The sequence below is a fragment of the Enterobacter sp. AC1 genome (genome assembly GCF_050434705.1).
GTDB classification, from domain to species: Bacteria; Pseudomonadota; Gammaproteobacteria; order Enterobacterales; family Enterobacteriaceae; genus Enterobacter; species Enterobacter cloacae_L.
Map to the genome: position 1 here is coordinate 444,620 of NZ_JBNDIZ010000002.1, position 24,490 is coordinate 469,109.

Consider the following 24,490-nt stretch of genomic DNA (forward strand, 5'->3'; position numbering starts at 1 on the left):
CACATCTTTGCATGCACATATCGTTAACATGGTTTTTACCATTCTTACTACGATTAAACATGGTTAACAACAATGGTTGTTTTTGATTTAAATCAAAGTTTAATCCTTGGAAAAAGTCACTGAAAAGCGCTAAATTGTCCCCGATCAAAATGGCCGAAAAGTGGTAATTTTGCTATAAATTGATCGCCGTCGAAAAACGTAAATATGATTCAATAAAAACCTGTTTATTGTAAGGGTTTTGCAGCGTATTATATTTGCGGGATCAATTTGAATTTTTTATTAACGTATTTGTAACCTCACGTCATCGTTTTTATCCTCCTTCAGGGTAATAACGACGACAAGGATGCGAATAATTTGTATTGGGGCATGCGTGTGGATCTCTCTCTGGTGGGGTTCACTCTCGGAGTCTTCATGCGATGAGCAAGGAGTCATGATGTTAGATATAGTCGAACTGTCGCGCTTACAGTTTGCCTTGACCGCGATGTACCACTTCCTGTTTGTGCCACTGACGCTCGGTATGGCGTTCCTGCTGGCCATCATGGAAACGGTATACGTTCTCTCCGGCAAACAGATTTATAAAGATATGACCAAGTTCTGGGGCAAGTTGTTTGGTATCAACTTCGCGCTGGGCGTGGCAACCGGTCTGACCATGGAGTTCCAGTTCGGGACTAACTGGTCTTACTACTCCCACTATGTAGGGGATATCTTCGGTGCGCCGCTGGCCATTGAAGGTCTGATGGCCTTCTTCCTCGAATCCACCTTTGTAGGTCTGTTCTTCTTCGGCTGGGACCGTCTGGGTAAAGTCCAGCATATGGCAGTGACCTGGCTGGTTGCATTAGGTTCGAACCTGTCCGCGCTGTGGATCCTGGTGGCGAACGGCTGGATGCAGAACCCAATCGCGTCTGATTTCAACTTCGAAACCATGCGTATGGAGATGGTCAGCTTTGCCGAGCTGGTCCTGAACCCGGTTGCACAGGTTAAATTCGTTCACACCGTAGCCTCTGGCTATGTATGCGGCGCGATGTTTGTGCTGGGCATCAGCTCTTACTACATGCTGCGTGGTCGTGATTTCGCGTTTGCTAAGCGTTCCTTTGCTATCGCTGCAAGCTTCGGTATGGCTGCAATCCTCTCTGTTATCGTTCTGGGTGATGAATCCGGTTACGAAATGGGTGACGTGCAGAAAACCAAACTGGCTGCCATCGAAGCTGAATGGGAAACGCAACCGGCACCTGCTGCCTTTACGCTGTTCGGTATTCCCGATCAGGACGCGCAGGAAAACCGCTTCGCTATTCAGATCCCATACGCGCTGGGTATCATCGCAACCCGTTCTGTTGATAAGCAGGTGACGGGTCTGAAAGAGCTGATGGTTCAGCACGAAGAGCGTATCCGTAACGGTATGAAGGCCTACTCGCTGCTGGAACAGCTGCGTGCCGGTTCTACCGACCAGGCTGTTCGCGACCAGTTTAACGACGTGAAGAAAGATCTGGGTTACGGTCTGCTGCTGAAGCGTTATACCCCGAACGTTTCTGATGCGACGGAAGCACAGATCCAGATGGCCACCAAAGATTCCATTCCGCGTGTTGCCCCACTGTACTTTGCATTCCGTATCATGGTGGGCTGCGGCATCATCATGCTGTTGATCATTGCGGCGTCCTTCTGGTCCGTAATTCGTAACCGCATCGGCGAGAAAAAATGGCTGCTGCGCACCGCGCTGTACGGTATTCCACTGCCGTGGATCGCGATCGAATCCGGTTGGTTTGTTGCGGAGTATGGCCGTCAGCCATGGGCAATCGGTGAGGTGCTGCCAACGGCGGTTGCGAACTCGTCCCTGACAGCGGGCGACCTGATCTTCTCCATGCTGCTGATTTGTGGTCTGTACACCCTGTTCCTGGTGGCTGAACTGTTCCTGATGTTCAAGTTCGCGCGCCTTGGCCCAAGCAGCCTGAAAACCGGTCGCTATCACTACGAGCAGTCCACTGCGACTACTCAGCCGGCACGCTAAGACAGGAGTCATCAAATGATCGATTATGAAGTATTGCGTTTTATCTGGTGGCTGTTGGTCGGCGTTCTGCTGATCGGTTTTGCCGTCACGGATGGTTTCGACATGGGGGTGGGGATGCTCACCCGCTTCCTCGGTCGTAATGACACCGAGCGTCGAATCATGATTAACTCCATCGCCCCACACTGGGACGGTAACCAGGTGTGGCTGATCACCGCAGGCGGCGCGCTGTTCGCTGCCTGGCCGATGGTCTACGCGGCTGCGTTCTCCGGTTTCTATGTGGCGATGATTCTGGTGCTGGCCTCTTTATTCTTCCGTCCGGTCGGTTTCGACTACCGTTCCAAGATTGAAGACACCCGCTGGCGCAACATGTGGGACTGGGGCATCTTCATCGGTAGCTTCGTTCCACCGCTGGTGATCGGCGTGGCGTTCGGTAACCTGCTGCAGGGCGTACCGTTCCACATGGACGAATATATGCGTCTTTACTACACCGGTAACTTCTTCCAGCTGCTGAATCCGTTTGGTCTGCTGGCCGGTGTTGTGAGCGTGGCGATGATCATCACTCAGGGCGCAACCTATCTGCAGATGCGTACTGTGGGTGAACTGCACCTGCGCTCTCGCGCGACGGCTCAGGTTGCTGCGCTGGTTACGCTGGTCTGCTTCGCCCTGGCCGGTGTGTGGGTGGTGTACGGCATTGATGGTTACGTGGTGACGTCTGCGATCAACCACACTGCGCCGTCTAATCCGCTGACCAAAGAAGTGGCGCGTCAGGCGGGTGCATGGCTGGTGAACTTCAACACGACGCCAGTGCTGTGGGCTATTCCTGCTCTGGGCGTGTTGCTGCCGCTGCTGACCGTGCTGACGTCTCGTCTGGAGAAAGGCGCTCTGGCGTTCGTGTTCTCTTCACTGACGCTGGCGTGCATCATCCTGACGGCGGGTATCGCAATGTTCCCATTCGTCATGCCATCCAGCACCATGCTGAATGCTAGCCTGACCATGTGGGATGCGACCTCCAGCCATATGACGCTGAACCTGATGACGTATGTTGCTTGCGTGTTCGTTCCGATTGTTCTGGCCTACACCATCTGGTGTTACTGGAAAATGTTCGGTCGTATCACCAAAGAACATATCGAAAGCAACACCCACTCTATGTACTAAGTTAGGAGCTGAATATGTGGTATTTCGCATGGATTTTAGGGACGCTTCTTGCCTGTGCATTTGGTGTCATCACTGCCCTGGCGCTTGAGCACGTGGAAGCGACCAAAGCGGGTGAAGAAAAACACTGATGAATATTATCGCGAAACTTTACGCGGTAATGGATAAGCGCCCGTTACGGGCGCTTTCTTTAGTGATGGCATTACTGCTGGCAGGTTGTATCTTCTGGGACCCTTCGCGCTTTGCAGCGAAAACCAGCGAGCTTGAAATCTGGCACGGCTTCCTCATTATGTGGGCGGTGTGCGCAGGTGTGATCCACGGCGTGGGCTTTCGTCCGAAAGCCGTTCACTGGCAGGGAATTTTTTGCCCGCTCATTGCCGATCTGGTGCTTCTCGCCGGTTTGATTTTCTTCTTCTTCTGAATAAGAAATGTCCGTTAACGTTATGGGCTTACCCGAGCCCATAAAAATTTACTCTCCGTTTACTTTCTCCCATTCCAAACCATCATTCCCGCGCGTATAGTAGCGAAGTTTAAAAGCTCTAACTTTTGTTGCATTACTGGGATGTAAAGTGAATACAACGCTGTTTCGATGGCCGGTTCGTGTCTATTACGAAGATACCGATGCCGGTGGTGTGGTTTACCACGCCAGCTACGTTGCTTTTTATGAACGGGCACGCACAGAGATGCTGCGCCATCATCACTTTAGTCAACAGGTGCTGTTGGCTGAGCGAGTTGCCTTCGTGGTACGCAAGATGACGCTTGAGTATTTTGCGCCTGCCAGACTCGACGATATGCTCGAAGTCCAAACTGAAATTACATCAATGCGCGGGACCTCACTGGTTTTCACGCAGCGGATAGTCAACGCAGAGAACACCGTACTGAACTCAGCTGAAGTACTGATTGTTTGTGTTGATCCAACCATAATGAAGCCTCGTGCGCTTCCTAAGTCTATTGTCGCGGAGTTTAAGCAGTGACTGACATGAATATCCTTGATTTGTTCCTGAAGGCAAGCCTTCTGGTTAAACTTATCATGTTGATTTTGATTGGTTTTTCAATCGCATCCTGGGCCATCATCATCCAGAGAACGCGTATCCTCAATGCCGCTGGCCGTGAAGCTGAAGCGTTTGAAGATAAGTTCTGGTCGGGTATTGAGCTTTCTCGTCTGTACCAGGAAAGCCAGGGACGCCGTGAAAACCTTACTGGCTCCGAACAAATTTTCTATAGCGGCTTCAAAGAGTTCGCCCGCCTGCACCGCGCAAACAATCATGCGCCGGAAGCGGTCGTGGAAGGTGCCTCGCGTGCGATGCGTATCTCGATGAACCGTGAGCTGGAAAACCTTGAAACGCATATTCCTTTCCTCGGGACGGTAGGTTCCATCAGCCCGTATATCGGTCTGTTTGGTACCGTTTGGGGGATCATGCACGCCTTTATCGCGCTTGGCGCGGTGAAGCAGGCGACGTTGCAGATGGTTGCCCCGGGTATTGCAGAAGCACTGATTGCGACCGCTATCGGTCTGTTTGCCGCAATCCCGGCGGTTATGGCGTATAACCGTCTGAACCAGCGCGTGAACAAACTGGAACTGAACTACGACAACTTTATGGAAGAGTTCACTGCGATTCTGCACCGTCAGGCGTTTACCAGCACCGAGAGCAACAAGGGGTAAACCATGGCCAGATCGCGTGGACGAGGTCGTCGCGAGCTCAAGTCCGAAATCAATATCGTTCCACTGCTGGATGTTCTGTTGGTACTGCTGCTGATCTTTATGGCGACAGCGCCAATCATTACCCAGAGTGTGGAAGTGGATCTGCCGGATGCGACAGAATCACAGGCGGTGAGCACCAATGACGATCCTCCGGTTATCATTGAGGTTTCCGGCGTAGGGCAATACAGCGTAGTGGTAGAAAAAGATCGTATGGATCAGCTTCCACCCGAGCAGGTTATTGCTGAAGCGCAGCGTCGCCTGGAGTCAAATCCGAAAACGGTCTTCTTAATCGGTGGCGCGAAAGACGTACCATACGATGAAATTATTAAAGCGCTGAACTTGCTACATAGTGCGGGTGTTAAGTCAGTTGGCTTAATGACTCAACCTATTTGATCATCCGCGTAGTTTTTGGGAACCGATAGTGTCAAAGGCAACCGAACAGAACGACAAGCTTAAGCGAGCGATAATCGTCTCCGCAGTGCTGCACGTTATTCTCTTTGCAGCGCTGATCTGGAGTTCGTTCGATGAGCACATTGATGCCTCAGGCGGCGGTGGGGGATCCTCCATCGATGCCGTGATGGTGGATCCCGGTGCGGTAGTGCAGAACTATAATCGCCAGCAACAGCAGCAGGCGAGTGCGAAACGGGCGGAAGAGCAGCGTGAAAAACAGGCGCAACAGCAAGCGGAAGAACTGCGTGAAAAGCAGGCCGCCGAGCAGGAACGTCTGAAGCAGCTTGAGAAAGAACGTTTGCAGGCACAGGAAGCCGCGAAAGAGCAGGCAGAACAGCAGAAACAAGCGGAAGCCGCAGCGAAACAAGCCCAGCAACAGCAGAAGCAGGCGGAAGAGGCGGCAGCAAAAGCCGCAGCGGACGCCAAAGCGCAGGCTGATGCCCAGGCAAAATTAGCGGCCGAAGCGGCGAAGAAAGCGGCTGCTGATGCTCAGAAGCAAGCTGAAGCGGAAGCCGCGAAAAAAGCCGCTGCTGATGCCCAGAAGAAAGCCGAAGCGGAAGCTGCGAAGAAAGCGGCTGCTGATGCTCAGAAGAAAGCCGAAGCGAAAGCCGCTGCTGACGCTCAGAAGAAAGCTGAAGCAGAAGCCGCGAAGAAAGCCGCTCAGGAAGCAGAGAAGAAAGCTGCTGCCGAGGCTGCGAAGAAAGCGGCTGCCGCTGAGAAAGCTGCTGCAGAAAAAGCGGCAGCAGCAGAAAAAGCCGCTGCTGATAAAAAAGCTGCAGCTGAGAAGGCCGCTGCCGATAAGAAAGCCGCGGCTGAAAAAGCGGCTGCGAAAAAAGCTGCCGCCGCTGAAAAAGCCGCCGCTGCTGCCGGTGTTGACGATCTGTTGGGCGACCTGAGTTCAGGTAAGAATGCGCCGAAAACTGGCGGTGGTGCAAAAGGAAACAACGCAGCGCCGACGGGAAGTGGTAACACTAAGAGTAACGGTGCTACTGGCGCTGAGATCAATGACTATAAGAACCAGATAGCTGCGGCTATATCCAGCAGGCTTAACGATAAATCACTGTATACCGGGAAAACGTGCAGGCTGCATATTAAGCTGGCTCCTGACGGTTTGGTGAAGAGCGTTGAGTCAGAAGGTGGGGATGAAGCATTATGCCAGGCCGCGCTTGTGGCGGTTAACCAGGCCAAATTGCCTAAGCCACCTACTCAGGCTGTCTACGAGGTATTTAAAGATGCCTCGCTGAACTTTAAGCCATAAGCAGAGCGGTAACGGTACCCCCGTTAACGGGTTCTGATAGTTTTGTGTATATGAGTTTGTTAACCTTCTGCTAAATTATCCAGGACTTATTGTTCGGATAAGGGAGATATGATGAAGCAGGCATTACGATTAGCTTTTGGTTTTTTAGTACTGTTAACTGCAACAGTACATGCAACGGTCAGCATCGATATTACTGACTGGAACGACTCGGCACGCCCAATCGGTGTTGTTCCGTTCCAGTGGGCCGGTCCTGGCGCTGCACCTGAAGATGCCGGTGGCATCGTGGCGGCTGACCTGCGTAACAGCGGTAAATTCAACCCGTTAGATCGTTCTCGTCTGCCTCAGCAGCCGGGTAGCGCGCAGGAAGTCCAGCCTGCGGCATGGTCTGCACTGGGTATTGATGCCGTGGTTGTGGGTCAGGTTACTCCTAACCCGGACGGTTCTTACAACGTGGCCTGGCAGCTGGTTGATACCGGCGGTGCACCAGGTACCGTTCTGGCACAGAACTCTTACAAGGTCACTAAACAGTACCTGCGCTATGCGGCACACGCCGCCAGCGATGGGGTATTCGAAAAACTGACCGGCATCAAAGGTGCATTCCGTACACGTATTGCTTATGTGGTCCAGACCAACGGTGGTCAGTTCCCGTATGAGCTGCGCGTATCTGACTACGATGGCTACAACCAGTTCCTGGTGAAACGTTCTTCCCAGCCTCTGATGTCTCCAGCCTGGTCTCCGGATGGCTCTAAGCTGGCCTACGTAACCTTCGAAAGCGGACGTTCTGCGCTGGTTATCCAGACGCTGGCCAACGGTGCTGTTCGTCAGGTGGCGTCATTCCCTCGTCACAACGGTGCGCCTTCGTTCTCTCCGGACGGGTCTAAACTGGCCTTTGCGCTGTCTAAAACCGGTAGCCTGAACCTCTACGTGATGGACATTGGCTCTGGCCAGATCCGTCAGGTGACCGATGGTCGTAGCAACAACACCGAACCATCATGGTTCCCGGACAGTCAAAACCTGGCATTTACCTCTGACCAGGCTGGCCGTCCACAAATCTATAAAGTGAACATTAACGGCGGTGCTCCGCAGCGTATTTCCTGGGAAGGTTCTCAGAACCAGAACTCAGACGTGAGCAGCGACGGTAAATTTATGGTAATGGTGAGCTCCAACGGTGGGCAGCAGCACATTGCCAAACAAGATCTGGTAGCGGGTGGCGTTCAAGTTCTGTCGTCAACGTTCCTGGATGAAACGCCAAGTCTGGCACCTAACGGCACTATGGTAATCTACAGCTCTTCTCAGGGGATGGGATCTGTGCTGAATCTGGTTTCTACAGATGGGCGTTTCAAAGCGCGTATTCCGGCAACTGATGGACAGGTAAAATCACCTGCCTGGTCGCCGTATCTGTAAATAATAATTAATTGATTACTAAAGGAATCATAGAAATGCAACTGAACAAAGTGCTGAAGGGGCTGATGATCGCTCTGCCTGTAATGGCAATCGCAGCGTGTTCTTCTAACAAGAACGCCAGCAATGACCAGAGCGGCGAAGGCATGATGGGTGCCGGCACCGGTATGGACGCGAACGGCAATGGCAACATGTCTTCTGAAGAGCAAGCGCGTCTTCAGATGCAGCAGCTGCAGCAGAACAACATCGTTTACTTCGATCTGGATAAATACGACATCCGTTCTGACTTCGCTGCGATGCTGGACGCTCACGCTAACTTCCTGCGTAGCAACCCATCTTACAAAGTCACCGTAGAAGGTCACGCGGACGAACGTGGTACTCCAGAGTACAACATCTCCCTGGGTGAACGTCGTGCTAACGCTGTTAAAATGTACCTGCAGGGTAAAGGCGTTTCTGCTGACCAGATCTCCATCGTTTCTTACGGTAAAGAAAAACCTGCAGTACTGGGTCACGACGAAGCGGCTTACTCCAAAAACCGTCGTGCCGTACTGGTTTACTAAGAGAATTGCATGAGCAGTAACTTCAGACATCATCTGTTGAGTCTGTCGTTACTGGTTGGAATAGCGGCCCCCTGGGCCGCTTTTGCTCAGGCACCAATCAGTAGTGTCGGCTCAGGCTCGGTAGAAGACCGGGTCACCCAACTCGAGCGTATTTCTAACGCTCACAGCCAGCTTTTAACCCAACTCCAGCAACAACTTTCTGATAACCAAAGCGATATTGACTCTCTCCGCGGACAGATTCAGGAAAGCCAGTATCAGCTTAACCAGGTTGTGGAACGTCAAAAGCAAATCTTGTTGCAGATAGATAGCCTGAGCAGCGGTGGTGGTGCAGCACAAGCACAGCCAGCAGCAGGCGATCAGAGTGGTGCGGCGACATCTGCACCGGCAGCGGATGCATCTGCTTCAGCAGGCGCGCCTGTACAGAGCGGTGACGCGAATACGGATTACAACGCTGCCATTGCCCTGGTGCAGGATCAATCTCGTCAGGATGAGGCGCTTGCTGCGTTTCAGAGCTTCGTTAAGAAATACCCTGATTCCACTTATCAGCCAAATGCGAATTACTGGCTCGGTCAGCTGAATTACAACAAGGGTAAAAAGGACGATGCGGCGTTTTATTTTGCCTCCGTGGTGAAAAACTACCCGAAATCGCCAAAAGCGCCTGATGCGATGTACAAAGTGGGCGTTATCATGCAGGACAAAGGCGACACTGCGAAAGCCAAAGCGGTTTATCAGCAGGTGGTTGCAAAATTCCCGGGCACCGAAGGTGCTAAGCAGGCGCAAAAACGTCTGAATTCGATGGGATGATTATCGCATGACCAGAAATCGCGTTATTTCTGGTCGTGCAGCATGATTACTAAGCAGTTAAGTGATCTTCATCGAAATTTTTGTTGCGCTGAATTCTTAAATCAGTAATATATGCCGCCGTTGCCACGGGATATCAAACAACGTGAAAACAGCGTAAAAGTGGGTCGTTAGCTCAGTTGGTAGAGCAGTTGACTTTTAATCAATTGGTCGCAGGTTCGAATCCTGCACGACCCACCACTTAACGCAATACCGGCAGTACAGAGTGGGTGATTAGCTCAGTTGGTAGAGCATCTCCTTTACACGGAGGGGGTCGGCGGTTCGAGCCCGTCATCACCCACCACTCGGGTCGTTAGCTCAGTTGGTAGAGCAGTTGACTTTTAATCAATTGGTCGCAGGTTCGAATCCTGCACGACCCACCACTTAAAAGTGGTACCGAGTAAAAAATCTTCGAAGTCAGCACCCGAATGGGTCGTTAGCTCAGTTGGTAGAGCAGTTGACTTTTAATCAATTGGTCGCAGGTTCGAATCCTGCACGACCCACCACTTCGAAGAAAAAAATCCCGCAAGGGGTCGTTAGCTCAGTTGGTAGAGCAGTTGACTTTTAATCAATTGGTCGCAGGTTCGAATCCTGCACGACCCACCAGTGTAGAAAGGCGCCCTAAAGGCGCCTTTTTGCTATCTGAAGTTTCAGAATCCTCTCCTGTAGGTCGGGTAAGGCGAAGCCGCCACCCGACAAATGCTATGTGTACCTATACCCGGTGACTTTTCTTCTCAAATTCGCTATATTGTTTAGTATACAAAACACAATTGCCGTGCGTTTTGCTATGTAAGGCAAAAGAAAGGCAATATTGTTAAGCCAGTAAAACGAGAAGCCATAATGAGCGTGATGTTTGATCCTGAAGCCGCAATCTATCCGTTTCCGCCAAAACCTGTCCCGCTGAGCCAGGATGAAAAGCAATTCTACCGCGAGAAGATCAAGCGTCTTCTTAAAGAGCGAGATGCGGTGATGGTGGCCCATTACTATACCGATCCGGAAATTCAGCAGCTGGCGGAAGAGACCGGCGGCTGTATTTCTGACTCACTGGAGATGGCGCGCTTCGGTGCAAGACATCCGGCTTCCACGCTACTGGTCGCAGGCGTGCGCTTTATGGGCGAAACGGCAAAGATCCTCAGCCCTGAAAAAACCATTCTGATGCCAACGCTTAATGCGGAGTGTTCACTGGATCTCGGCTGCCCGATTGACGAATTCACCGCGTTCTGCGATGCCCATCCTGACCGGACCGTGGTGGTTTATGCCAACACCTCCGCGGCGGTAAAAGCGCGGGCAGACTGGGTGGTCACGTCAAGCATCGCCGTTGAATTGATTGAACACCTGGACAGTATGGGTGAGAAAATTATCTGGGCGCCTGACCGCCATCTCGGAAATTATGTCCAGAAGCAGACGGGGGCTGACGTCCTCTGCTGGCAGGGCGCCTGCATTGTGCACGACGAATTCAAGACTCAGGCGCTGGCCCGCATGAAGGCGCTTTATCCTGACGCCGCCATTCTTGTTCACCCTGAATCACCGCAGTCGATTGTCGACATGGCGGATGCCGTGGGTTCAACCAGCCAGCTTATTAACGCTGCCAGAACGTTGCCTAACAGGCAGCTTATCGTGGCGACCGATCGCGGTATCTTCTACAAGATGCAGCAGGCGGTGCCAGAAAAAGAGCTTCTCGAAGCGCCAACGGCAGGCGAGGGGGCAACGTGCCGCAGCTGCGCACACTGCCCGTGGATGGCAATGAACGGCCTGAAGGCCATTGCCGAAGGGCTTGAGACCGGCGGTGCAGCGCATGAAATTCATGTGGATGCTGCTCTGCGTGAAGGTGCGTTAATTCCGCTTAACCGCATGCTGGATTTTGCGGCTACACTACGTACTTAATTCAATACGCCCAGGGGAAAAGATGGATTTTTTTAGCACACAGAACATTCTGGTTCATATACCGATTGGTGCAGGTGGCTATGACCTGTCATGGATTGAGGCCGTTGGCACGCTGGCGGGATTACTGTGTATCTGGCTCGCCAGCCTGGAGAAGATCAGCAACTACGCGTTCGGGCTCATTAACGTCACGTTGTTTGCGATTATCTTCTTCCAGATCCAGCTCTATGCCAGCCTGCTTTTGCAGCTGTTCTTCTTTGCCGCCAATATTTACGGCTGGTACGCGTGGTCGCGTCAGAACAGCCAGCAGGAGGCCGAGCTTCAAATCCGCTGGCTGCCGTTGCCAAAAGCCATCGCCTGGCTTGCCGCCTGCGTGGTGGCCATTGGTTTAATGACCGTCTATATCAACCCGGTGTTTGCGTTCCTGACCCGCGTTGCCGTTACGGTCATGTCCGGTATCGGCCTGAATGTGACGATGCCGGAGCTCCAGCCGGATGCCTTCCCGTTCTGGGATTCCTGCATGATGGTACTGTCGATTGCGGCAATGATCCTGATGACCCGCAAATACGTTGAGAACTGGCTGCTGTGGGTCATCATTAACGTTATCAGCGTGGTGATTTTTGCTCTGCAGGGCGTCTATGCCATGTCGCTGGAATATCTGCTTCTGACCTTCATCGCGCTGAACGGTAGCCGGATGTGGATTAACAGCGCGCGTGAGCGTGGCTCTCACGCGCTTTCCAGCTAGTGGTGATGATGATGTGAATGGCCGGACTGCGCCTCGTTAAGGTGGCAGTCCGGCCCGTTACAGGGCTGATACTCCATCTGGATGGTGGCGTGGCCAATTTCGTAATGATGTTCAAGGAAGTGCTGGATGCGTTCAAGCAGCGCATCGTGGTCGTGCGGCGGAATGACCTGGACGTGTAACGTCATGACCGGTTTCTCCCCTACCAGCCAGACGTGAACATGATGGACGTTGCGGACTTCCGGGACAGAACGGCGCAGGTTGCGCTTCAGCTCGTCGATATCCAGGGAGGCCGGAGCCCCTTCAAGCAGTTCATTGACGCTCTCCTTCAGCAGCCGCCAGGCGCTGCGCAACACCAGACACGATACCAGCACGGACAGAATCGGATCGACAGGCGTCCAGCCAGTATAAAGGATCACCAGTGCGGCCACGATCGCCCCGACTGAACCGAGCAAATCGCCCAGCACGTGCAGGGCGGCCGCCCGCACGTTGAGGTTCTTCTCCCCGCTGCCGCGGTGCAAAATCCAGAATGCCAGAATATTCGCCACCAGCCCTGCCACGGCAATCACCATCATTGTCGCCCCGGCAATCGGCTGAGGGTGCCTGAAGCGCTGTACGGCCTCCCAGACGATAAGAACGGTAATAACCACCAGAGCAATGGCGTTAACAAACGCGGCAAGGGTGGTCAGCCTCAGCCAGCCGAAGGTATGGCGCGCATTTGGAGGGCGACGAGCAAACTGGACGGCCAGCAGAGCGAAGAGCAGCGCTGCTGCATCTGTCAGCATATGTCCGGCATCAGCCAGAAGCGCCAGAGAGCCGGAAACCAGCCCGCCAATGACTTCGATGACCATAAACGTTGCCGTGACGCCAAAGGCCAGCATCAGTCTTTTTGCGTTGTCGTTGCCCGGGGTATGTGAGTGTGAATGGGTGTGCGCCATGTCTGCTTTCCTGATTTATTATTGTTTTTAGTGTAGCGTTTTTAATGGGTTGCTCCAAAAAGAAAGGAGAGCCTGAGCTCTCCTTTTTCTTTCGATCGCAACGGATTATTGGGTCGTGCCATCGGTTTTGGTATTGGCATCATCGCCCACTTTGTCATTCGCGTCCGGGCAACGGCCGTCTTTACACATCGTGTTTTTGTGAACCTCATCCTTGCTCATATTGTCATGATTCATGGTGCCAGAGTCGGTACCATTAGGGTGAAGCATCGTGCCGCCGGTGTTCGTGTTCCCGGTATTAATTTGGCTATTATCGACATTGTTCGGGGCGACATTCTGTTTGGCATCAGGGGCCACCTGGCCTGCTGACGCAGCCGCGTTAGCATCGCCATTACCCGATGAGCTCGTTTCCGCAGCAAGGACGCTGCCGCTTGCCAGGGTGAGTGTGGCAGTCAGGAAGAGGGTTGCCAGTTTTGTCATTTTCATCATGGTGCTCCTGTTCTTGTCGTTACGCTGGATAACATTCTCCAACAGTGCATCTTTTTCAGAGGCGAAAGATCCCGCCTTACCGACTTACGTCAGTAGGGAATCGCGTTTAAGCGTGTAAAAATGGTTGTTACAGTTAAAAAGCTTAGGTGAGATCTCGTTTTTCGCTATTTTGTGGCGATTTTTAGGCTAATTCCAGGAATTATCTGCGTGAAGTGTAAAACCGTGTTTACACTTCCTGGTCGACAAGATAGATTGAAAGGATTGCTTTCATTACTAAAGATATGGCAGAGCTGGAAAGAAAATGAATTATCAGAACGACGATTTACGTATTAAAGAGATCAATGAGTTATTACCTCCTGTAGCACTCCTTGAGAAATTCCCCGCCACTGAAAATGCCGCAAACACGGTTTCTCATGCTCGTAAAGCGATCCATAAGATCCTGAAAGGTAATGACGATCGTCTTCTGGTGGTCATTGGTCCGTGCTCTATCCACGACCCGGCAGCCGCGAAAGAGTACGCAGCCCGTCTGCTCACCCTGCGTGAAGAACTGAAAGGCGAGCTGGAAATCGTGATGCGCGTGTACTTTGAAAAACCGCGTACCACCGTGGGCTGGAAAGGGCTGATTAACGATCCGCATATGGATAACAGCTTCCAGATCAACGACGGTCTGCGCATCGCGCGCAAGCTGCTGCTGGAGATTAACGACAGCGGACTGCCCGCCGCGGGTGAGTTCCTGGACATGATTACGCCACAATACCTGGCAGACCTGATGAGCTGGGGCGCAATAGGTGCCCGCACCACGGAATCTCAGGTTCACCGCGAGCTGGCTTCCGGCCTCTCTTGCCCGGTTGGTTTTAAAAACGGCACGGATGGCACGATAAAGGTAGCTATTGATGCCATCAATGCTGCTGGCGCACCGCACTGCTTCCTGTCGGTGACTAAATGGGGTCATTCCGCCATCGTTAACACTAGCGGCAACGGCGACTGCCATATCATTTTGCGCGGCGGCAAAGAGCCAAACTACAGTGCAAAACATGTCGCAGAAGTGAAGGTCGGGCTGGAAAAAGCCGGGCTGCCACCGCAGGTGATGATCGATTTCAGCCATGCCAACTCCAGCAAGCAGTTCAAAAAGCAGATGGAAGTGGGGGCAGACGTTTGTCAGCAGATTGCCGGCGGTGAGAAGGCGGTGATTGGCGTGATGATCGAAAGCCATCTGGTTGAAGGTAACCAGAACCTGGAAGGCAGCGAACCACTGGTCTACGGTAAGAGCGTCACGGATGCCTGTATCGGCTGGGACGATACCGACACGATTCTGCGTCAGCTGGCGAACGCGGTAAAAGCGCGTCGCGGTTAATGCGGATGCAGAAATAAAAAAGCGCGGAAGGCTCCGCGCTTTTTTTATGTCTTGCGAAAATTACTTCGCTTTACCCTGGTTCGCGACAGCCGCTGCTTTCGCCGCGATTTCTTCCGCGTTACCCAGATAGTAATGTTTGATTGGCTTGAAGTTTTCGTCGAACTCATACACCAGCGGTACGCCAGTTGGGATGTTCAGCTCGAGGATCTCGTCTTCACCCATGTTGTCCAGGTATTTCACCAGCGCACGCAGGGAGTTACCGTGAGCAGCGACGATCACGCGCTCGCCGCTTTTCAGGCGTGGCAGAATGGTTTCGTTCCAGTAAGGCACAACGCGGTCGATGGTCAGCGCCAGGCTTTCGGTGGTTGGCAGCTCAGCATCGGTTAGTTTCGCGTAGCGTGGGTCGTGGCCCGGGTAACGCTCGTCATCTTTGGTCAGCTCCGGTGGCGTAATTGCGAAACCGCGGCGCCACTGTTTAACCTGCTCGTCACCGTATTTCTCAGCGGTTTCTGCTTTGTTCAGACCCTGCAGCGCACCGTAGTGACGCTCGTTCAGTTTCCAGGACTTCTCAACCGGCAGCCAGGCCTGATCCAGTTCGTCGAGAACGTTCCACAGAGTGTGGATGGCACGTTTCAGCACAGAGGTGTAAGCAAAATCAAAGCTGAAGCCTTCTTCCTTCAGCAGTTTACCTGCTGCTTTTGCTTCGCTTACGCCTTTCTCGGACAGATCAACGTCGTACCAACCGGTAAAGCGGTTTTCGTTGTTCCACTGGCTTTCGCCGTGACGCACCAGAACCAGCTTAGTAATAGCCATCTCTTACTCCTCAAGCATTTGTAGAATGATAACAATTCTCATTATATTGCCGTGGTCGTGCCACCAGCAACGCTTAACCCTAACCATAGCGAAAATAGTCTCTGAGTGTAAGATGCTTGTGAATCCAGGGTTATGATTTTGTCTGCGATCGGCGCTATTTTCAGCAAAGCGGGCAGAAAAAAGCCCTCCAATGGGAGGGCTGAAAATCAATGCGGAATAAAATGGTATTCCGTCACGCTCACGTACTCTTCACCCGGGCGCAGCACGCAGTCTGGCTGCGGCCATTCCGGATGGTTCGGGCTGTCCGGCAGGAACTCGCTCTCCAGCGCCAGGCCTTGCCAGTCGCTGTACTCATCGTGTTCGCGCGCCGTCGTGCCGCCAAGGTAGTTGCCCGAGTAGAACTGCAGGGCAGGGGCGGTGGTATATACCGTCATCTGCAGCTTCTCATCCGCAGACCAGACCTGTGCGGCAGGCTGTTTCACATCGCCTTTTGCCTGCAGCAGGAAAGCGTGGTCGTAACCTTTCACCTTGCGCTGATCGTCATCACTCAGGAAATCCTGGGCGATGGTTTTCGCGCTGCGGAAGTCAAAGCTGGTGCCGCTCACGGATTTCAGGCCCTGATACGGAATGCCCGTCTCGTCAACCGGCAAATAGTCATCCGCAAGGATTTGCAGCGTGTGGTTACGTACGTCGCACTGGTTACCGTCCAGATTGAAGTACGCGTGATTGGTCATATTAACCGGACATGGCTTGTCGACCGTCGCACGGTATTCAATGGCGATACGGTTGTCGTCGGTAAGCGTAAAGCGTGCGGAGGCGATAAGATTTCCCGGGAATCCCTGGTCGCCATCAAGCGAATCCAGTGAGAACAGCGCTTCGCCGTCGTTTTGACGGACAATTTTCCAGCGGCGTTTATCAAAGCCTTCCGGGCCGCCGTGCAGCTGGTTCTCACCCTGGCTTGGGAGCAGGGCGTAATGCACACCGTCGAGCTCAAAGCGGCTTTTCGCGATGCGGTTAGCATAGCGGCCTACGGACGCGCCCAGATAGGCGGACTGATTGATATACTGCTCAGGCGAGGCGCAGCCGAGAAGGGTTTCGCGTACGCTGCCATCCGGCATGGGAACGCGGGCGGAAAGCAGCGTGGCTCCCCAGTCCATCAGCGTAACCACCATCCCTGCGCTGTTGCGCAGGGTTAACAGGCGATACGGCAAACCATCCGGTGCGAGGGTAGGTGTTTCATTTAGCACTGTCCGGCTCCTTGTGATGCTTTACACACGTAGAAGGTTTCTTTTATTCCCGTTTTCGCTTCGTACTGTTTTTCTACCGCCTGCTGGACGGCGGGTACAAGTTCTTCCGGCACCAGGGCAACGATGCAGCCCCCGAAGCCGCCGCCGGTCATGCGCACGCCGCCTTTGTCGCCGATGGTGGCTTTGATGATGTCCACCAGGGTGTCGATCTGCGGAACGGTGATTTCAAAATCGTCGCGCATCGAGGCATGTGATTCCGCCATCAGTTCACCCATACGTTTCAGGTCGCCTTTCGCCAGTACGGACGCAGCCTCAACGGTACGGGCGTTCTCTGTCAGTACGTGACGAACGCGTTTGGCAACGACCGGATCCAGCTCGTGTGCCACCTTATTGAACTCATTAAGCGTCACGTCGCGCAGGGCAGGCTGCTGGAAGAAGCGAGCGCCCGTTTCGCATTGTTCGCGGCGCGTGTTGTATTCGCTGCCTACCAGCGTGCGTTTGAAGTTGCTGTTGACGATCACGACAGCCGCGCCCTTCGGCAGAGGAACGGCCTTGGTGCCAAGTGAACGGCAGTCGATCAGCAGAGCGTGTTCTTTTTTGCCCAGCGCCGAGATCAGCTGATCCATGATGCCGCAGTTACAGCCCACGAACTGGTTTTCTGCTTCCTGGCCGTTCAGCGCAATTTGCGCGCCGTCCAGCGGCAGGTGATAAAGCTGCTGGAAGACGGTGCCCACGGCGACTTCAAGAGACGCAGAGGAGCTTAAGCCCGCACCCTGCGGCACGTTGCCGCTGATAACTAAATCCGCGCCGCCAAAGTTCTTGTTACGCTTCTGCAGATGCTTCACTACGCCGCGCACGTAGTTAGACCACTGCTGGCTGTCGTGCGTCACGATCGGCGCATCGAGGGAAAACTCGTCCGTCTCATCACCGTAATCCGCGGCAATCACGCGGACTTTACGGTCGTCGCGCTTCGCGCAGCTGATGACCGTCTGGTAATCAATGGCGCAGGGCAGAACAAAGCCGTCGTTGTAGTCGGTGTGTTCACCAATCAGGTTGACGCGGCCAGGCGCCTGGATAACATGGGTGGCAGGGTAGCCAAATTTTTCAGCAAACAGGGATTGTGTTTTATCTTTCAGACTCATTTTTAGACTCCTGATTCGCGATAGTGGACGTCGCTAACGGCGCGCAGACGTTCTGCCGCCTGTTCCGCCGTCAGGTCACGCTGGGTTTCCGCCAGCATTTCATAGCCCACCATAAATTTACGCACCGTCGCAGAGCGCAGCAGCGGCGGATAGAAATGGGCGTGCAGCTGCCAGTGCTGATTCTCTTCCCCGTTAAACGGTGCGCCGTGCCAGCCCATTGAGTATGGGAAGGAGCACTGGAACAGGTTGTCATAACGGCTGGTCAGCTTTTTCAGCGCCAGAGCAAGGTCGTCGCGCTGCGCGTCGCTGAGATCGGTGATGCGCTGTACGTGCGCTTTCGGCAGCAGCAGCGTTTCAAACGGCCAGGCTGCCCAGTAAGGCACGACGGCCAGCCAGTGTTCGGTTTCCACCACGGTGCGGCTACCGTCGGCCAGCTCGCGGCGGGTGTAATCGACCAGCATTGGGGAACCGTTTTCCGCGTAATACGCTTTTTGCAAGCGGTCTTCACGCTCGGCTTCGTTGGGCAGGAAGCTGTTCGCCCAAATCTGACCGTGCGGATGCGGGTTGGAGCAGCCCATGGCCGCGCCTTTGTTTTCAAAGACCTGCACCCACGGGTACGTTTCGCCCAGCTCTGCGGTTTGCGTCTGCCAGGTGCTCACCACCTCTTTCAGCGCTTCAACGCTCAGCTCCGGCAGCGTTTTGCTGTGGTCGGGCGAGAAGCAGATCACGCGGCTGGTACCGCGCGCGCTTTCGCAGCGCATCAGCGGATCGTGGCTTTCCGGTGCGTCCGGGGTGTCGGTCATCAGAGCAGCGAAATCGTTGGTGAAAACAAAGGTGCCTTTGTAATCCGGGTTTTTATCTCCCGTCACGCGCGTATTGCCCGGACACAGGAAGCAGTCCGGGTCGTGCTGCGGCAGCGTTTGTTTCGCAGGCGTTTCCTGCGCCCCCTGCCAGGGGCGCTTGGCGCGATGCGGAGAAACCAAAATCCATTGCCCGCTTAACGGGTTAAAACGACGATGCGGGTGATCGACGGGATTAAACGAAGTCATGACGGATCCTTAGTCCGGATAACCCTGTGGATGGCGCGACTGCCAGTGCCAGGTATCCTGTGCCATTTCATCAAGCGTGCGGGTAACACGCCAGTTAAGCTCTTTATCGGCTTTGGAGGCATCGGCCCAGTACGCCGGGAGATCGCCTTCACGGCGCGGAGCAAAGTGGTAGTTCACCGGCTTGCCGCAGGCTTTGCTGAAGGCGTTAACCACATCCAGCACGCTACTGCCGACCCCGGCACCGAGGTTGTAAATATGCACGCCCGGCTTGTTGGCCAGCTGCTGCATCGCCGCAACGTGGCCGTCGGCCAGATCCATCACGTGGATGTAGTCGCGCACGCCGGTACCGTCTTCGGTTGGGTAGTCGTTACCAAAAATCGCCAGCGAGTCGCGGCGGCCCACGGCAACCTGGGCGATATACGGCATCAGGTTATTTGGAATGCCCTGCGGGTCTTCACCCATATCGCCAGACGGATGAGCGCCGACCGGGTTGAAGTAGCGCAGCAGGGCGATGCTCCACTCCGGCTGTGCTTTTTGCAGGTCGGCCAGGATCTGTTCCACCATCAGTTTGCTCTTGCCATACGGGCTTTGCGGCGTACCGGTAGGGAAGCTCTCAACGTAAGGAATTTTGGGCTGATCGCCGTAGACGGTGGCGGACGAGCTGAAGATGAAGTTTTTGACGTTGGCCGCACGCATGGCGGAGATGAGACGCAGCGTACCGTTGACGTTGTTGTCGTAATACTCGAGCGGTTTTGCAACGGATTCACCGACGGCTTTCAGGCCGGCGAAGTGGATCACCGCTTCAATGGCGTGGTCGTGAAGGATCTCGGTCATCAGCGCTTCGTTGCGGATGTCGCCTTCCACGAAGGTAGGTTGTTTACCGCCAAGACGCTCAATCACAGGCAGCACGCTGCGCTTACTGTTGCACAGGTTATCAAGGATGATGACATCATGGCCGTTTTGCAGCAGCTGCACGCAGGTATGACTACCTATGTAACCGCTACCACCTGTTACCAGAACTCGCATATTTAGCTCCATTGGGCTTATGGTATGTAATAACCATAGCATAACAGAGACGCGAAAAGTGTGACATGGGATAAAATAGTGGAATCGTTTACACTGATTTTAAAATCCGATTTTCAACCGCAATGGGGCATTGTAGATCAATGGGATAGAGATGTCTTAGTGCAGGTTATCTGAAAAACGGAGGGCGTGGCCCTCCGGGGATTAATCGATTTTGCTTTGCAGATAATGATAGTGTTCACCGTCCGGAACAAACTCCAGGCGATGGGTGATGCAGGAGGGGGCATCTTCGGCGTGGTGTGAAACAAACAGCAGCTGCGTTTCGCCTTCGCCAATCAGCACATCGACAAAGCGGCGGATCAGCTGGCGGTTTAGCGGATCCAGTCCCTGCAGCGGTTCATCCAGAATGAGCAGCGTAGGATGTTTCACCAGCGCGCGGACGATAAGCGCCAGGCGCTGCTGCCCCCACGACAGGCTATGAAACGGCGCGTCAGCGACCCGGTTGTCCATGCCGAGTATATCCAGCCACTGCTGGACCAGCTTGTGCTGTTTGTCCGACACCGCCTGATAAATACCGATGGAATCAAAATAGCCGGAAAGGATCGCGTTGCGTACCGTGGTACTGACCCGGTAGTCCAGATGCAGGCTGCTGCTGACGTAGCCAATGTGCTTTTTGATATCCCAGATGGTTTCGCCGCTGCCGCGACGCCGGCCAAACAGCGTGAGATCGTTGCTGTAGCCCTGTGGGTGATCGCCGGTTATCAGGCTCAGCAGCGTTGATTTTCCCGCGCCGTTGGGGCCGACAATCTGCCAGTGCTCGCCAGGATTGACCGTCCAGCTGAGGTGGTTAAGGATCGGGCGATCGTCATAAGAGACCACCCCATCGCGCAGCACGATGCGCGGCTGGTGGGGATCAAGCGCGTGGCGGGCCGAAGGGGCGTCGGGTTCCGGAAGGGTAATACCGTCAAGCCGTTCGCTATGGGCGAGCTGGGCAATGAGCGCCTGACTCAGCAGCGCCGATTTTTCACCGGTCTCGGTCAGATTACAGTCGGCCAGTACGCCTGCGTGCTGGATAAAATCCGGAATTTCATCAAAACGGTTAAGCACCAGCACGAGGGTATAGCCCTGCTGGTTAAGCGACTCCAGCAGGGACGCCAGCTGCGCACGGGACTGCACGTCCAGCCCGTCGAACGGTTCGTCGAGGATCAGCAGCTCAGGCTCGCTCATCAGCGCCTGACAAAGCAGCGTTTTTCGCGTCTCGCCGGTAGAAAGGTATTTAAAGCGCCGGTCCAGCAGGGCGGTGATGCCGAACCGTTCTGCCAGGCGCTGACAGCGGGCGGGATCCTTCACTTCATCCTGAATAATTTCCGCCGTCGTGCGGCCAGTATCTTCTTCACCAGGGCTGAGTAAATCGGTGTTGTTGCGCTGCCACTCGTCGCTGACCAGCTTTTGTAGCTGTTCAAATGACAGACGCGTCAGGCGCGTAAAGTGATTTTGATATTCACCCTTAAGGAGAGTGAGCTCGCCGGCCAGCGCGCGGGCCAGCGCAGATTTACCGCTGCCGTTAGTGCCGACAAACGCCCAGCTTTCACCCGCGCGTAGCGTCAAATCAGCAATCGTCAGCGTTCGGGTATCGCTAAGACGAAACGTGCCTTGCGAAATATGCAATGATGACATGATTTATCCCTGTTTTTGCAGCAATAGATATCAGGGATACGCACTGTTGGTGCGATTGTCAATGCGCTCAGCACAATGTGGCGATAATCACCCGGTCTGCGTTGAACCAGGCGGTGACGACAGCACCTTCTTCTAAATCCTCTGCCTCGCTGAGTGGGACCGTCGCGCAAAGCCGTTGCCCGTCTGCCAGGGTCATCAGCACTTCGCACTGCTCCTTGCCGCGTTCGATATGGCTGATTGCGCCCTGTAGCTGGTTATCTGCTGCCTTTACCTCGTTGGGATGGCGCGTGATATTGACCCACGGCGCTTTCAGCAGCACCAGCACCTCTTTACCTTCATCCAGCTCAAGCCGTTCTGCGCTTTGTGCCGTTATCGCGGCTTTCAGACGGGTGGTGCCATCGGCAAGCAGGATCTCAATATGCTGCTGTACCTGGAGATTATCGCGCGCCGTCACCGTACCAAACCACTGATTGCGGGCGCTGGTTTGCAACGAGAAGCGGGAAATGGCAGCCAGCAAGCTGTCCAGCGGCACGTTATCGTCATCGCTTAACGCATCGAACGCTTTTTGCTGGATCTGGCCCAGGAGATCGTAAAGCTGAATCAGGCGCTGGCCATAGCGCGTTACGATTGCGCCACCGCCGCCTTTGCCGCCTGTGGCTCTGTCTACCAGCGGTTGCTCGCTCAGGGTGTTCATGTCGTTGATGGCATCCCAGGCGCTTTTATAGCTAATCCCGGCATTTTTCGCCCCCTGGCTAATCGAGCCCGTTTGTTCTATTTGTTTAAGCAGGGCGATACGTCGCGGATCGGCGAAAAGCTTTTGCTGAAGTCTGAGAGTGAGGAGAATTTCGGCCTGCATAACAGTATCCTGGCAAAAAGAGTATTGTGACCCAAATGGTGCAGGGCGCAAAGGGTACCGCACAAAAGGGGATGTTTTTCTCACTTGAAAGGGTAGAATAAGCCGTTCACAATATCTGGAGAAAACCATGTTAGAGTTGTTGAAAAGTCTGGTATTCGCCGTGATCATGGTACCAGTAGTGATGGCCATCATCCTCGGTGCCATCTACGGCCTGGGTGAAGTGTTCAACGTCTTTTCGAACATTGGTCACCGAGACCAGGCTAAAAAGCAGCATTGATTCCCCACAAAACGCCCGGCTTGTCCGGGCGTTTTGCTCTCAAGATTTTCTCACTTTCGCCGATATCATTTAACGCAACACCCGGTTTACCCCTTGAGCGGTACGATTAAACGCTGGGATCTCCCTGTCGTTACCGTTATATTAATATGTATATAACGCTACTCACAGGAGTTACAAATGGCACGTACATGGGTACGCCTTTTCGCAGGGGCAACGCTGACGCTTTCACTTACCGGCCACGCGCTGGCGGACGACGGTAAAATTACGGTCTTTGCGGCGGCGTCGCTGACCAACGCAATGCAGGATATCGCGGCAGCGTATAAAAAAGAGAAAAACGTCGAGGTGGTCTCCTCGTTTGCCTCTTCCTCTACGCTGGCGCGTCAGATAGAAGCGGGCGCACCGGCGGATCTGTTCATTTCGGCTGACCAGAAGTGGATGGATTACGCGGTGGAGAAGAAATCGATGGATGCGGCAACCCGCGAAACGCTGCTGGGCAATAGCCTGGTCGTCGTGGCGCCAAAAGCCAGCGCGCAGGCCGACTTCACCATCAACAAAGAGACAAACTGGACCCGCCTTCTGAACGGCGGCCGTCTGGCGGTGGGAGACCCGGAGCACGTTCCGGCCGGGATTTACGCTAAAGAAGCGCTGCAAAAGCTGGGCGCGTGGGAGACCTTGTCGCCGAAGCTGGCGCCGGCGGAAGACGTTCGCGGCGCGCTGGCGCTGGTGGAGCGCAATGAAGCCCCGCTGGGCATTGTGTATGGCTCTGATGCTGTTGCCAGCAAGGGGGTTAAAGTAGTCGCAACCTTCCCGGAAGACTCCCACAAGAAAGTGGAATACCCTGTTGCGATTGTTGATGGACATAATAATGCGACCGTAACGGCCTTCCGTGATTACCTGAAGGGCCCACAAGCGTCCGCAATCTTTAAACGTTATGGATTTACGACTCACTGATGATATTGACCGATCCTGAATGGCAGGCTGTTCTGCTGAGCCTGAAAGTCTCTTCCCTGGCGGTTGCGCTGAGCCTGCCCTTTGGGATCTTCTTTGCCTGGCTGCTGGTGCGCTGTCGTTTTCCCGGCAAAGCGCTGCTCGACAGCGTGCTTCATCTTCCGCTTGTGTTGCCGCCCGTGGTGGTCGGCTATCTGTTGCTGATTTCGATGGGGCGACGCGGTTTTATCGGCGAGAAGCTGTACGACTGGTTTGGGCTGACGTTTGCGTTTAGCTGGCGCGGTGCGGTACTGGCGGCGGCGGTGATGTCATTCCCGCTGATGGTGAGGGCGATCCGCCTCGCGCTGGAAGGCGTGGATATGAAGCTTGAGCAGGCGGCCCGCACGCTGGGCGCCGGTCGCTGGCGCGTCTTTTTCACCATCACGCTTCCGCTGACGCTGCCGGGCATTATTGTCGGCACGGTGCTGGCCTTCGCCCGCTCGCTCGGCGAGTTTGGCGCCACGATCACCTTTGTGTCGAATATTCCCGGCGAGACGCGAACCATCCCGTCGGCCATGTATACCCTGATTCAGACGCCAGGGGGAGAGGGTGCCGCGGCGCGACTGTGCATCATCTCAATTGTGTTAGCCCTGGCATCGCTGCTGGTGTCGGAATGGCTGGCGAGACTCAGTCGTGAGCGGATGGGGAAATAG

General features: G+C 54.3%; 26 protein-coding genes and 5 tRNA genes. 22 read left to right on the top strand and 9 right to left on the bottom strand.

Going from position 1 to position 24,490, the window contains the following annotated elements; all coding sequences use genetic code 11:
* Window positions 1-433 precede the first annotated feature (433 nt).
* The 18 genes from cydA (at window position 434) to pnuC (ending at window position 11,991) form a co-directional block, all read left to right on the top strand.
* Complete coding sequence (gene cydA / locus M2433_RS06985) at window positions 434-2,002, top strand: cytochrome ubiquinol oxidase subunit I (protein ID WP_008501098.1); 1,569 nt, start codon at window positions 434-436, stop codon at window positions 2,000-2,002.
* Between the two features lie 15 nt (window positions 2,003-2,017).
* Entirely contained in the window at window positions 2,018-3,157 is a 1,140-nt protein-coding gene (gene cydB / locus M2433_RS06990; protein ID WP_429053367.1) for a cytochrome d ubiquinol oxidase subunit II, read from the top strand.
* 14 nt (window positions 3,158-3,171) lie between these two features.
* Window positions 3,172-3,285, top strand: a complete 114-nt coding sequence (cydX, locus tag M2433_RS06995) for a cytochrome bd-I oxidase subunit CydX (protein WP_003858598.1) — start codon at window positions 3,172-3,174, stop codon at window positions 3,283-3,285.
* A complete protein-coding gene (gene ybgE / locus M2433_RS07000; RefSeq protein WP_008501100.1) occupies window positions 3,285-3,575 on the top strand; it encodes a cyd operon protein YbgE in 291 nt (96 codons plus the stop codon). Before cydX ends, ybgE begins: the two co-directional genes overlap by 1 nt.
* 148 nt (window positions 3,576-3,723) lie before the next feature.
* Window positions 3,724-4,128: a tol-pal system-associated acyl-CoA thioesterase gene (gene ybgC / locus M2433_RS07005; protein ID WP_003858593.1), complete on the top strand. Its 405-nt coding sequence runs from the start codon at window positions 3,724-3,726 to the stop codon at window positions 4,126-4,128.
* A complete protein-coding gene (tolQ, locus tag M2433_RS07010) occupies window positions 4,125-4,817 on the top strand; it encodes a Tol-Pal system protein TolQ (protein ID WP_008501101.1) in 693 nt (230 codons plus the stop codon). Before ybgC ends, tolQ begins: the two co-directional genes overlap by 4 nt.
* 3 nt (window positions 4,818-4,820) lie before the next feature.
* Entirely contained in the window at window positions 4,821-5,249 is a 429-nt protein-coding gene (gene tolR / locus M2433_RS07015) for a colicin uptake protein TolR (RefSeq protein ID WP_003858589.1), read from the top strand.
* 28 nt (window positions 5,250-5,277) lie between these two features.
* A complete protein-coding gene (tolA, locus tag M2433_RS07020; protein WP_429053366.1) occupies window positions 5,278-6,564 on the top strand; it encodes a cell envelope integrity protein TolA in 1,287 nt (428 codons plus the stop codon).
* 111 nt (window positions 6,565-6,675) lie between these two features.
* Window positions 6,676-7,968 carry a Tol-Pal system beta propeller repeat protein TolB gene (tolB, locus tag M2433_RS07025; RefSeq protein ID WP_063955533.1) on the top strand — a complete coding sequence of 431 codons (1,293 nt, stop codon included), beginning with the start codon at window positions 6,676-6,678 and terminating at the stop codon, window positions 7,966-7,968.
* 35 nt (window positions 7,969-8,003) lie between these two features.
* Window positions 8,004-8,525 (top strand): peptidoglycan-associated lipoprotein Pal, encoded by a 522-nt coding sequence (pal, locus tag M2433_RS07030; RefSeq protein ID WP_003858578.1) that lies wholly within the window; start codon window positions 8,004-8,006, stop codon window positions 8,523-8,525.
* A 9-nt stretch (window positions 8,526-8,534) separates the two neighbouring features.
* The gene (gene cpoB, locus M2433_RS07035; protein ID WP_429053365.1) at window positions 8,535-9,329 is read left to right on the top strand and encodes a cell division protein CpoB; all 795 of its coding nucleotides are present in this window, start codon (window positions 8,535-8,537) and stop codon (window positions 9,327-9,329) included.
* A gap of 161 nt (window positions 9,330-9,490) precedes the next feature.
* Window positions 9,491-9,566 (top strand) — tRNA-Lys (locus M2433_RS07040).
* Between the two features lie 27 nt (window positions 9,567-9,593).
* Window positions 9,594-9,669: transfer RNA gene (locus M2433_RS07045), tRNA-Val, on the top strand.
* Between the two features lie 3 nt (window positions 9,670-9,672).
* Window positions 9,673-9,748 (top strand) — tRNA-Lys (locus tag M2433_RS07050).
* 47 nt (window positions 9,749-9,795) lie between these two features.
* Window positions 9,796-9,871 (top strand) — tRNA-Lys (locus M2433_RS07055).
* Window positions 9,872-9,895: 24 nt separating this feature from the next.
* Window positions 9,896-9,971 (top strand) — tRNA-Lys (locus M2433_RS07060).
* Window positions 9,972-10,205: 234 nt separating this feature from the next.
* Window positions 10,206-11,249, top strand: coding sequence for a quinolinate synthase NadA (gene nadA, locus M2433_RS07065; protein ID WP_429053364.1), 1,044 nt, complete (start codon window positions 10,206-10,208; stop codon window positions 11,247-11,249).
* Window positions 11,250-11,271: 22 nt separating this feature from the next.
* The gene (gene pnuC / locus M2433_RS07070; RefSeq protein WP_059310944.1) at window positions 11,272-11,991 is read left to right on the top strand and encodes a nicotinamide riboside transporter PnuC; all 720 of its coding nucleotides are present in this window, start codon (window positions 11,272-11,274) and stop codon (window positions 11,989-11,991) included.
* Here the strand turns inward: pnuC and zitB are convergent.
* Entirely contained in the window at window positions 11,988-12,926 is a 939-nt protein-coding gene (gene zitB, locus M2433_RS07075) for a CDF family zinc transporter ZitB (protein WP_429053363.1), read from the bottom strand. The genes pnuC and zitB overlap by 4 nt on opposite strands.
* 105 nt (window positions 12,927-13,031) lie before the next feature.
* On the bottom strand, window positions 13,032-13,409 hold the full coding sequence (locus M2433_RS07080; protein WP_047347058.1) for a YbgS-like family protein: 378 nt from the start codon (window positions 13,407-13,409) through the stop codon (window positions 13,032-13,034).
* A 304-nt stretch (window positions 13,410-13,713) separates the two neighbouring features.
* Between M2433_RS07080 and aroG the strand changes: the two genes are divergently transcribed.
* The gene (gene aroG, locus M2433_RS07085) at window positions 13,714-14,766 is read left to right on the top strand and encodes a 3-deoxy-7-phosphoheptulonate synthase AroG (protein WP_025757217.1); all 1,053 of its coding nucleotides are present in this window, start codon (window positions 13,714-13,716) and stop codon (window positions 14,764-14,766) included.
* A 60-nt stretch (window positions 14,767-14,826) separates the two neighbouring features.
* Here aroG and gpmA read toward each other — a convergent pair whose 3' ends face one another.
* The 7 genes from gpmA to modE all read right to left on the bottom strand — a co-directional run bounded on the left by gpmA (window position 14,827) and on the right by modE (window position 22,573).
* Complete coding sequence (gene gpmA / locus M2433_RS07090) at window positions 14,827-15,579, bottom strand: 2,3-diphosphoglycerate-dependent phosphoglycerate mutase (protein WP_033144959.1); 753 nt, start codon at window positions 15,577-15,579, stop codon at window positions 14,827-14,829.
* 206 nt (window positions 15,580-15,785) lie between these two features.
* Window positions 15,786-16,826 (bottom strand): galactose-1-epimerase, encoded by a 1,041-nt coding sequence (gene galM, locus M2433_RS07095; RefSeq protein WP_429053362.1) that lies wholly within the window; start codon window positions 16,824-16,826, stop codon window positions 15,786-15,788.
* A complete protein-coding gene (gene galK, locus M2433_RS07100) occupies window positions 16,820-17,968 on the bottom strand; it encodes a galactokinase (RefSeq protein ID WP_429053361.1) in 1,149 nt (382 codons plus the stop codon). Before galK ends, galM begins: the two co-directional genes overlap by 7 nt.
* A 2-nt stretch (window positions 17,969-17,970) precedes the next feature.
* Window positions 17,971-19,017, bottom strand: a complete 1,047-nt coding sequence (galT, locus tag M2433_RS07105) for a galactose-1-phosphate uridylyltransferase (protein WP_429053360.1) — start codon at window positions 19,015-19,017, stop codon at window positions 17,971-17,973.
* Between the two features lie 9 nt (window positions 19,018-19,026).
* Window positions 19,027-20,043 carry a UDP-glucose 4-epimerase GalE gene (galE, locus tag M2433_RS07110; protein ID WP_047347053.1) on the bottom strand — a complete coding sequence of 339 codons (1,017 nt, stop codon included), beginning with the start codon at window positions 20,041-20,043 and terminating at the stop codon, window positions 19,027-19,029.
* A gap of 201 nt (window positions 20,044-20,244) precedes the next feature.
* The gene (gene modF / locus M2433_RS07115; RefSeq protein WP_429053359.1) at window positions 20,245-21,717 is read right to left on the bottom strand and encodes a molybdate ABC transporter ATP-binding protein ModF; all 1,473 of its coding nucleotides are present in this window, start codon (window positions 21,715-21,717) and stop codon (window positions 20,245-20,247) included.
* A gap of 67 nt (window positions 21,718-21,784) precedes the next feature.
* Window positions 21,785-22,573, bottom strand: coding sequence for a molybdenum-dependent transcriptional regulator (gene modE / locus M2433_RS07120; protein WP_429053358.1), 789 nt, complete (start codon window positions 22,571-22,573; stop codon window positions 21,785-21,787).
* Between the two features lie 127 nt (window positions 22,574-22,700).
* Here modE and M2433_RS07125 point away from each other — a divergent pair, with 127 nt between their 5' ends.
* The 3 genes from M2433_RS07125 (at window position 22,701) to modB (ending at window position 24,490) form a co-directional block, all read left to right on the top strand.
* Entirely contained in the window at window positions 22,701-22,850 is a 150-nt protein-coding gene (locus M2433_RS07125; protein ID WP_008501118.1) for an AcrZ family multidrug efflux pump-associated protein, read from the top strand.
* Window positions 22,851-23,027: 177 nt separating this feature from the next.
* Window positions 23,028-23,801 (top strand): molybdate ABC transporter substrate-binding protein, encoded by a 774-nt coding sequence (gene modA, locus M2433_RS07130; protein WP_429053357.1) that lies wholly within the window; start codon window positions 23,028-23,030, stop codon window positions 23,799-23,801.
* The gene (gene modB, locus M2433_RS07135; RefSeq protein ID WP_032637160.1) at window positions 23,801-24,490 is read left to right on the top strand and encodes a molybdate ABC transporter permease subunit; all 690 of its coding nucleotides are present in this window, start codon (window positions 23,801-23,803) and stop codon (window positions 24,488-24,490) included. Before modA ends, modB begins: the two co-directional genes overlap by 1 nt.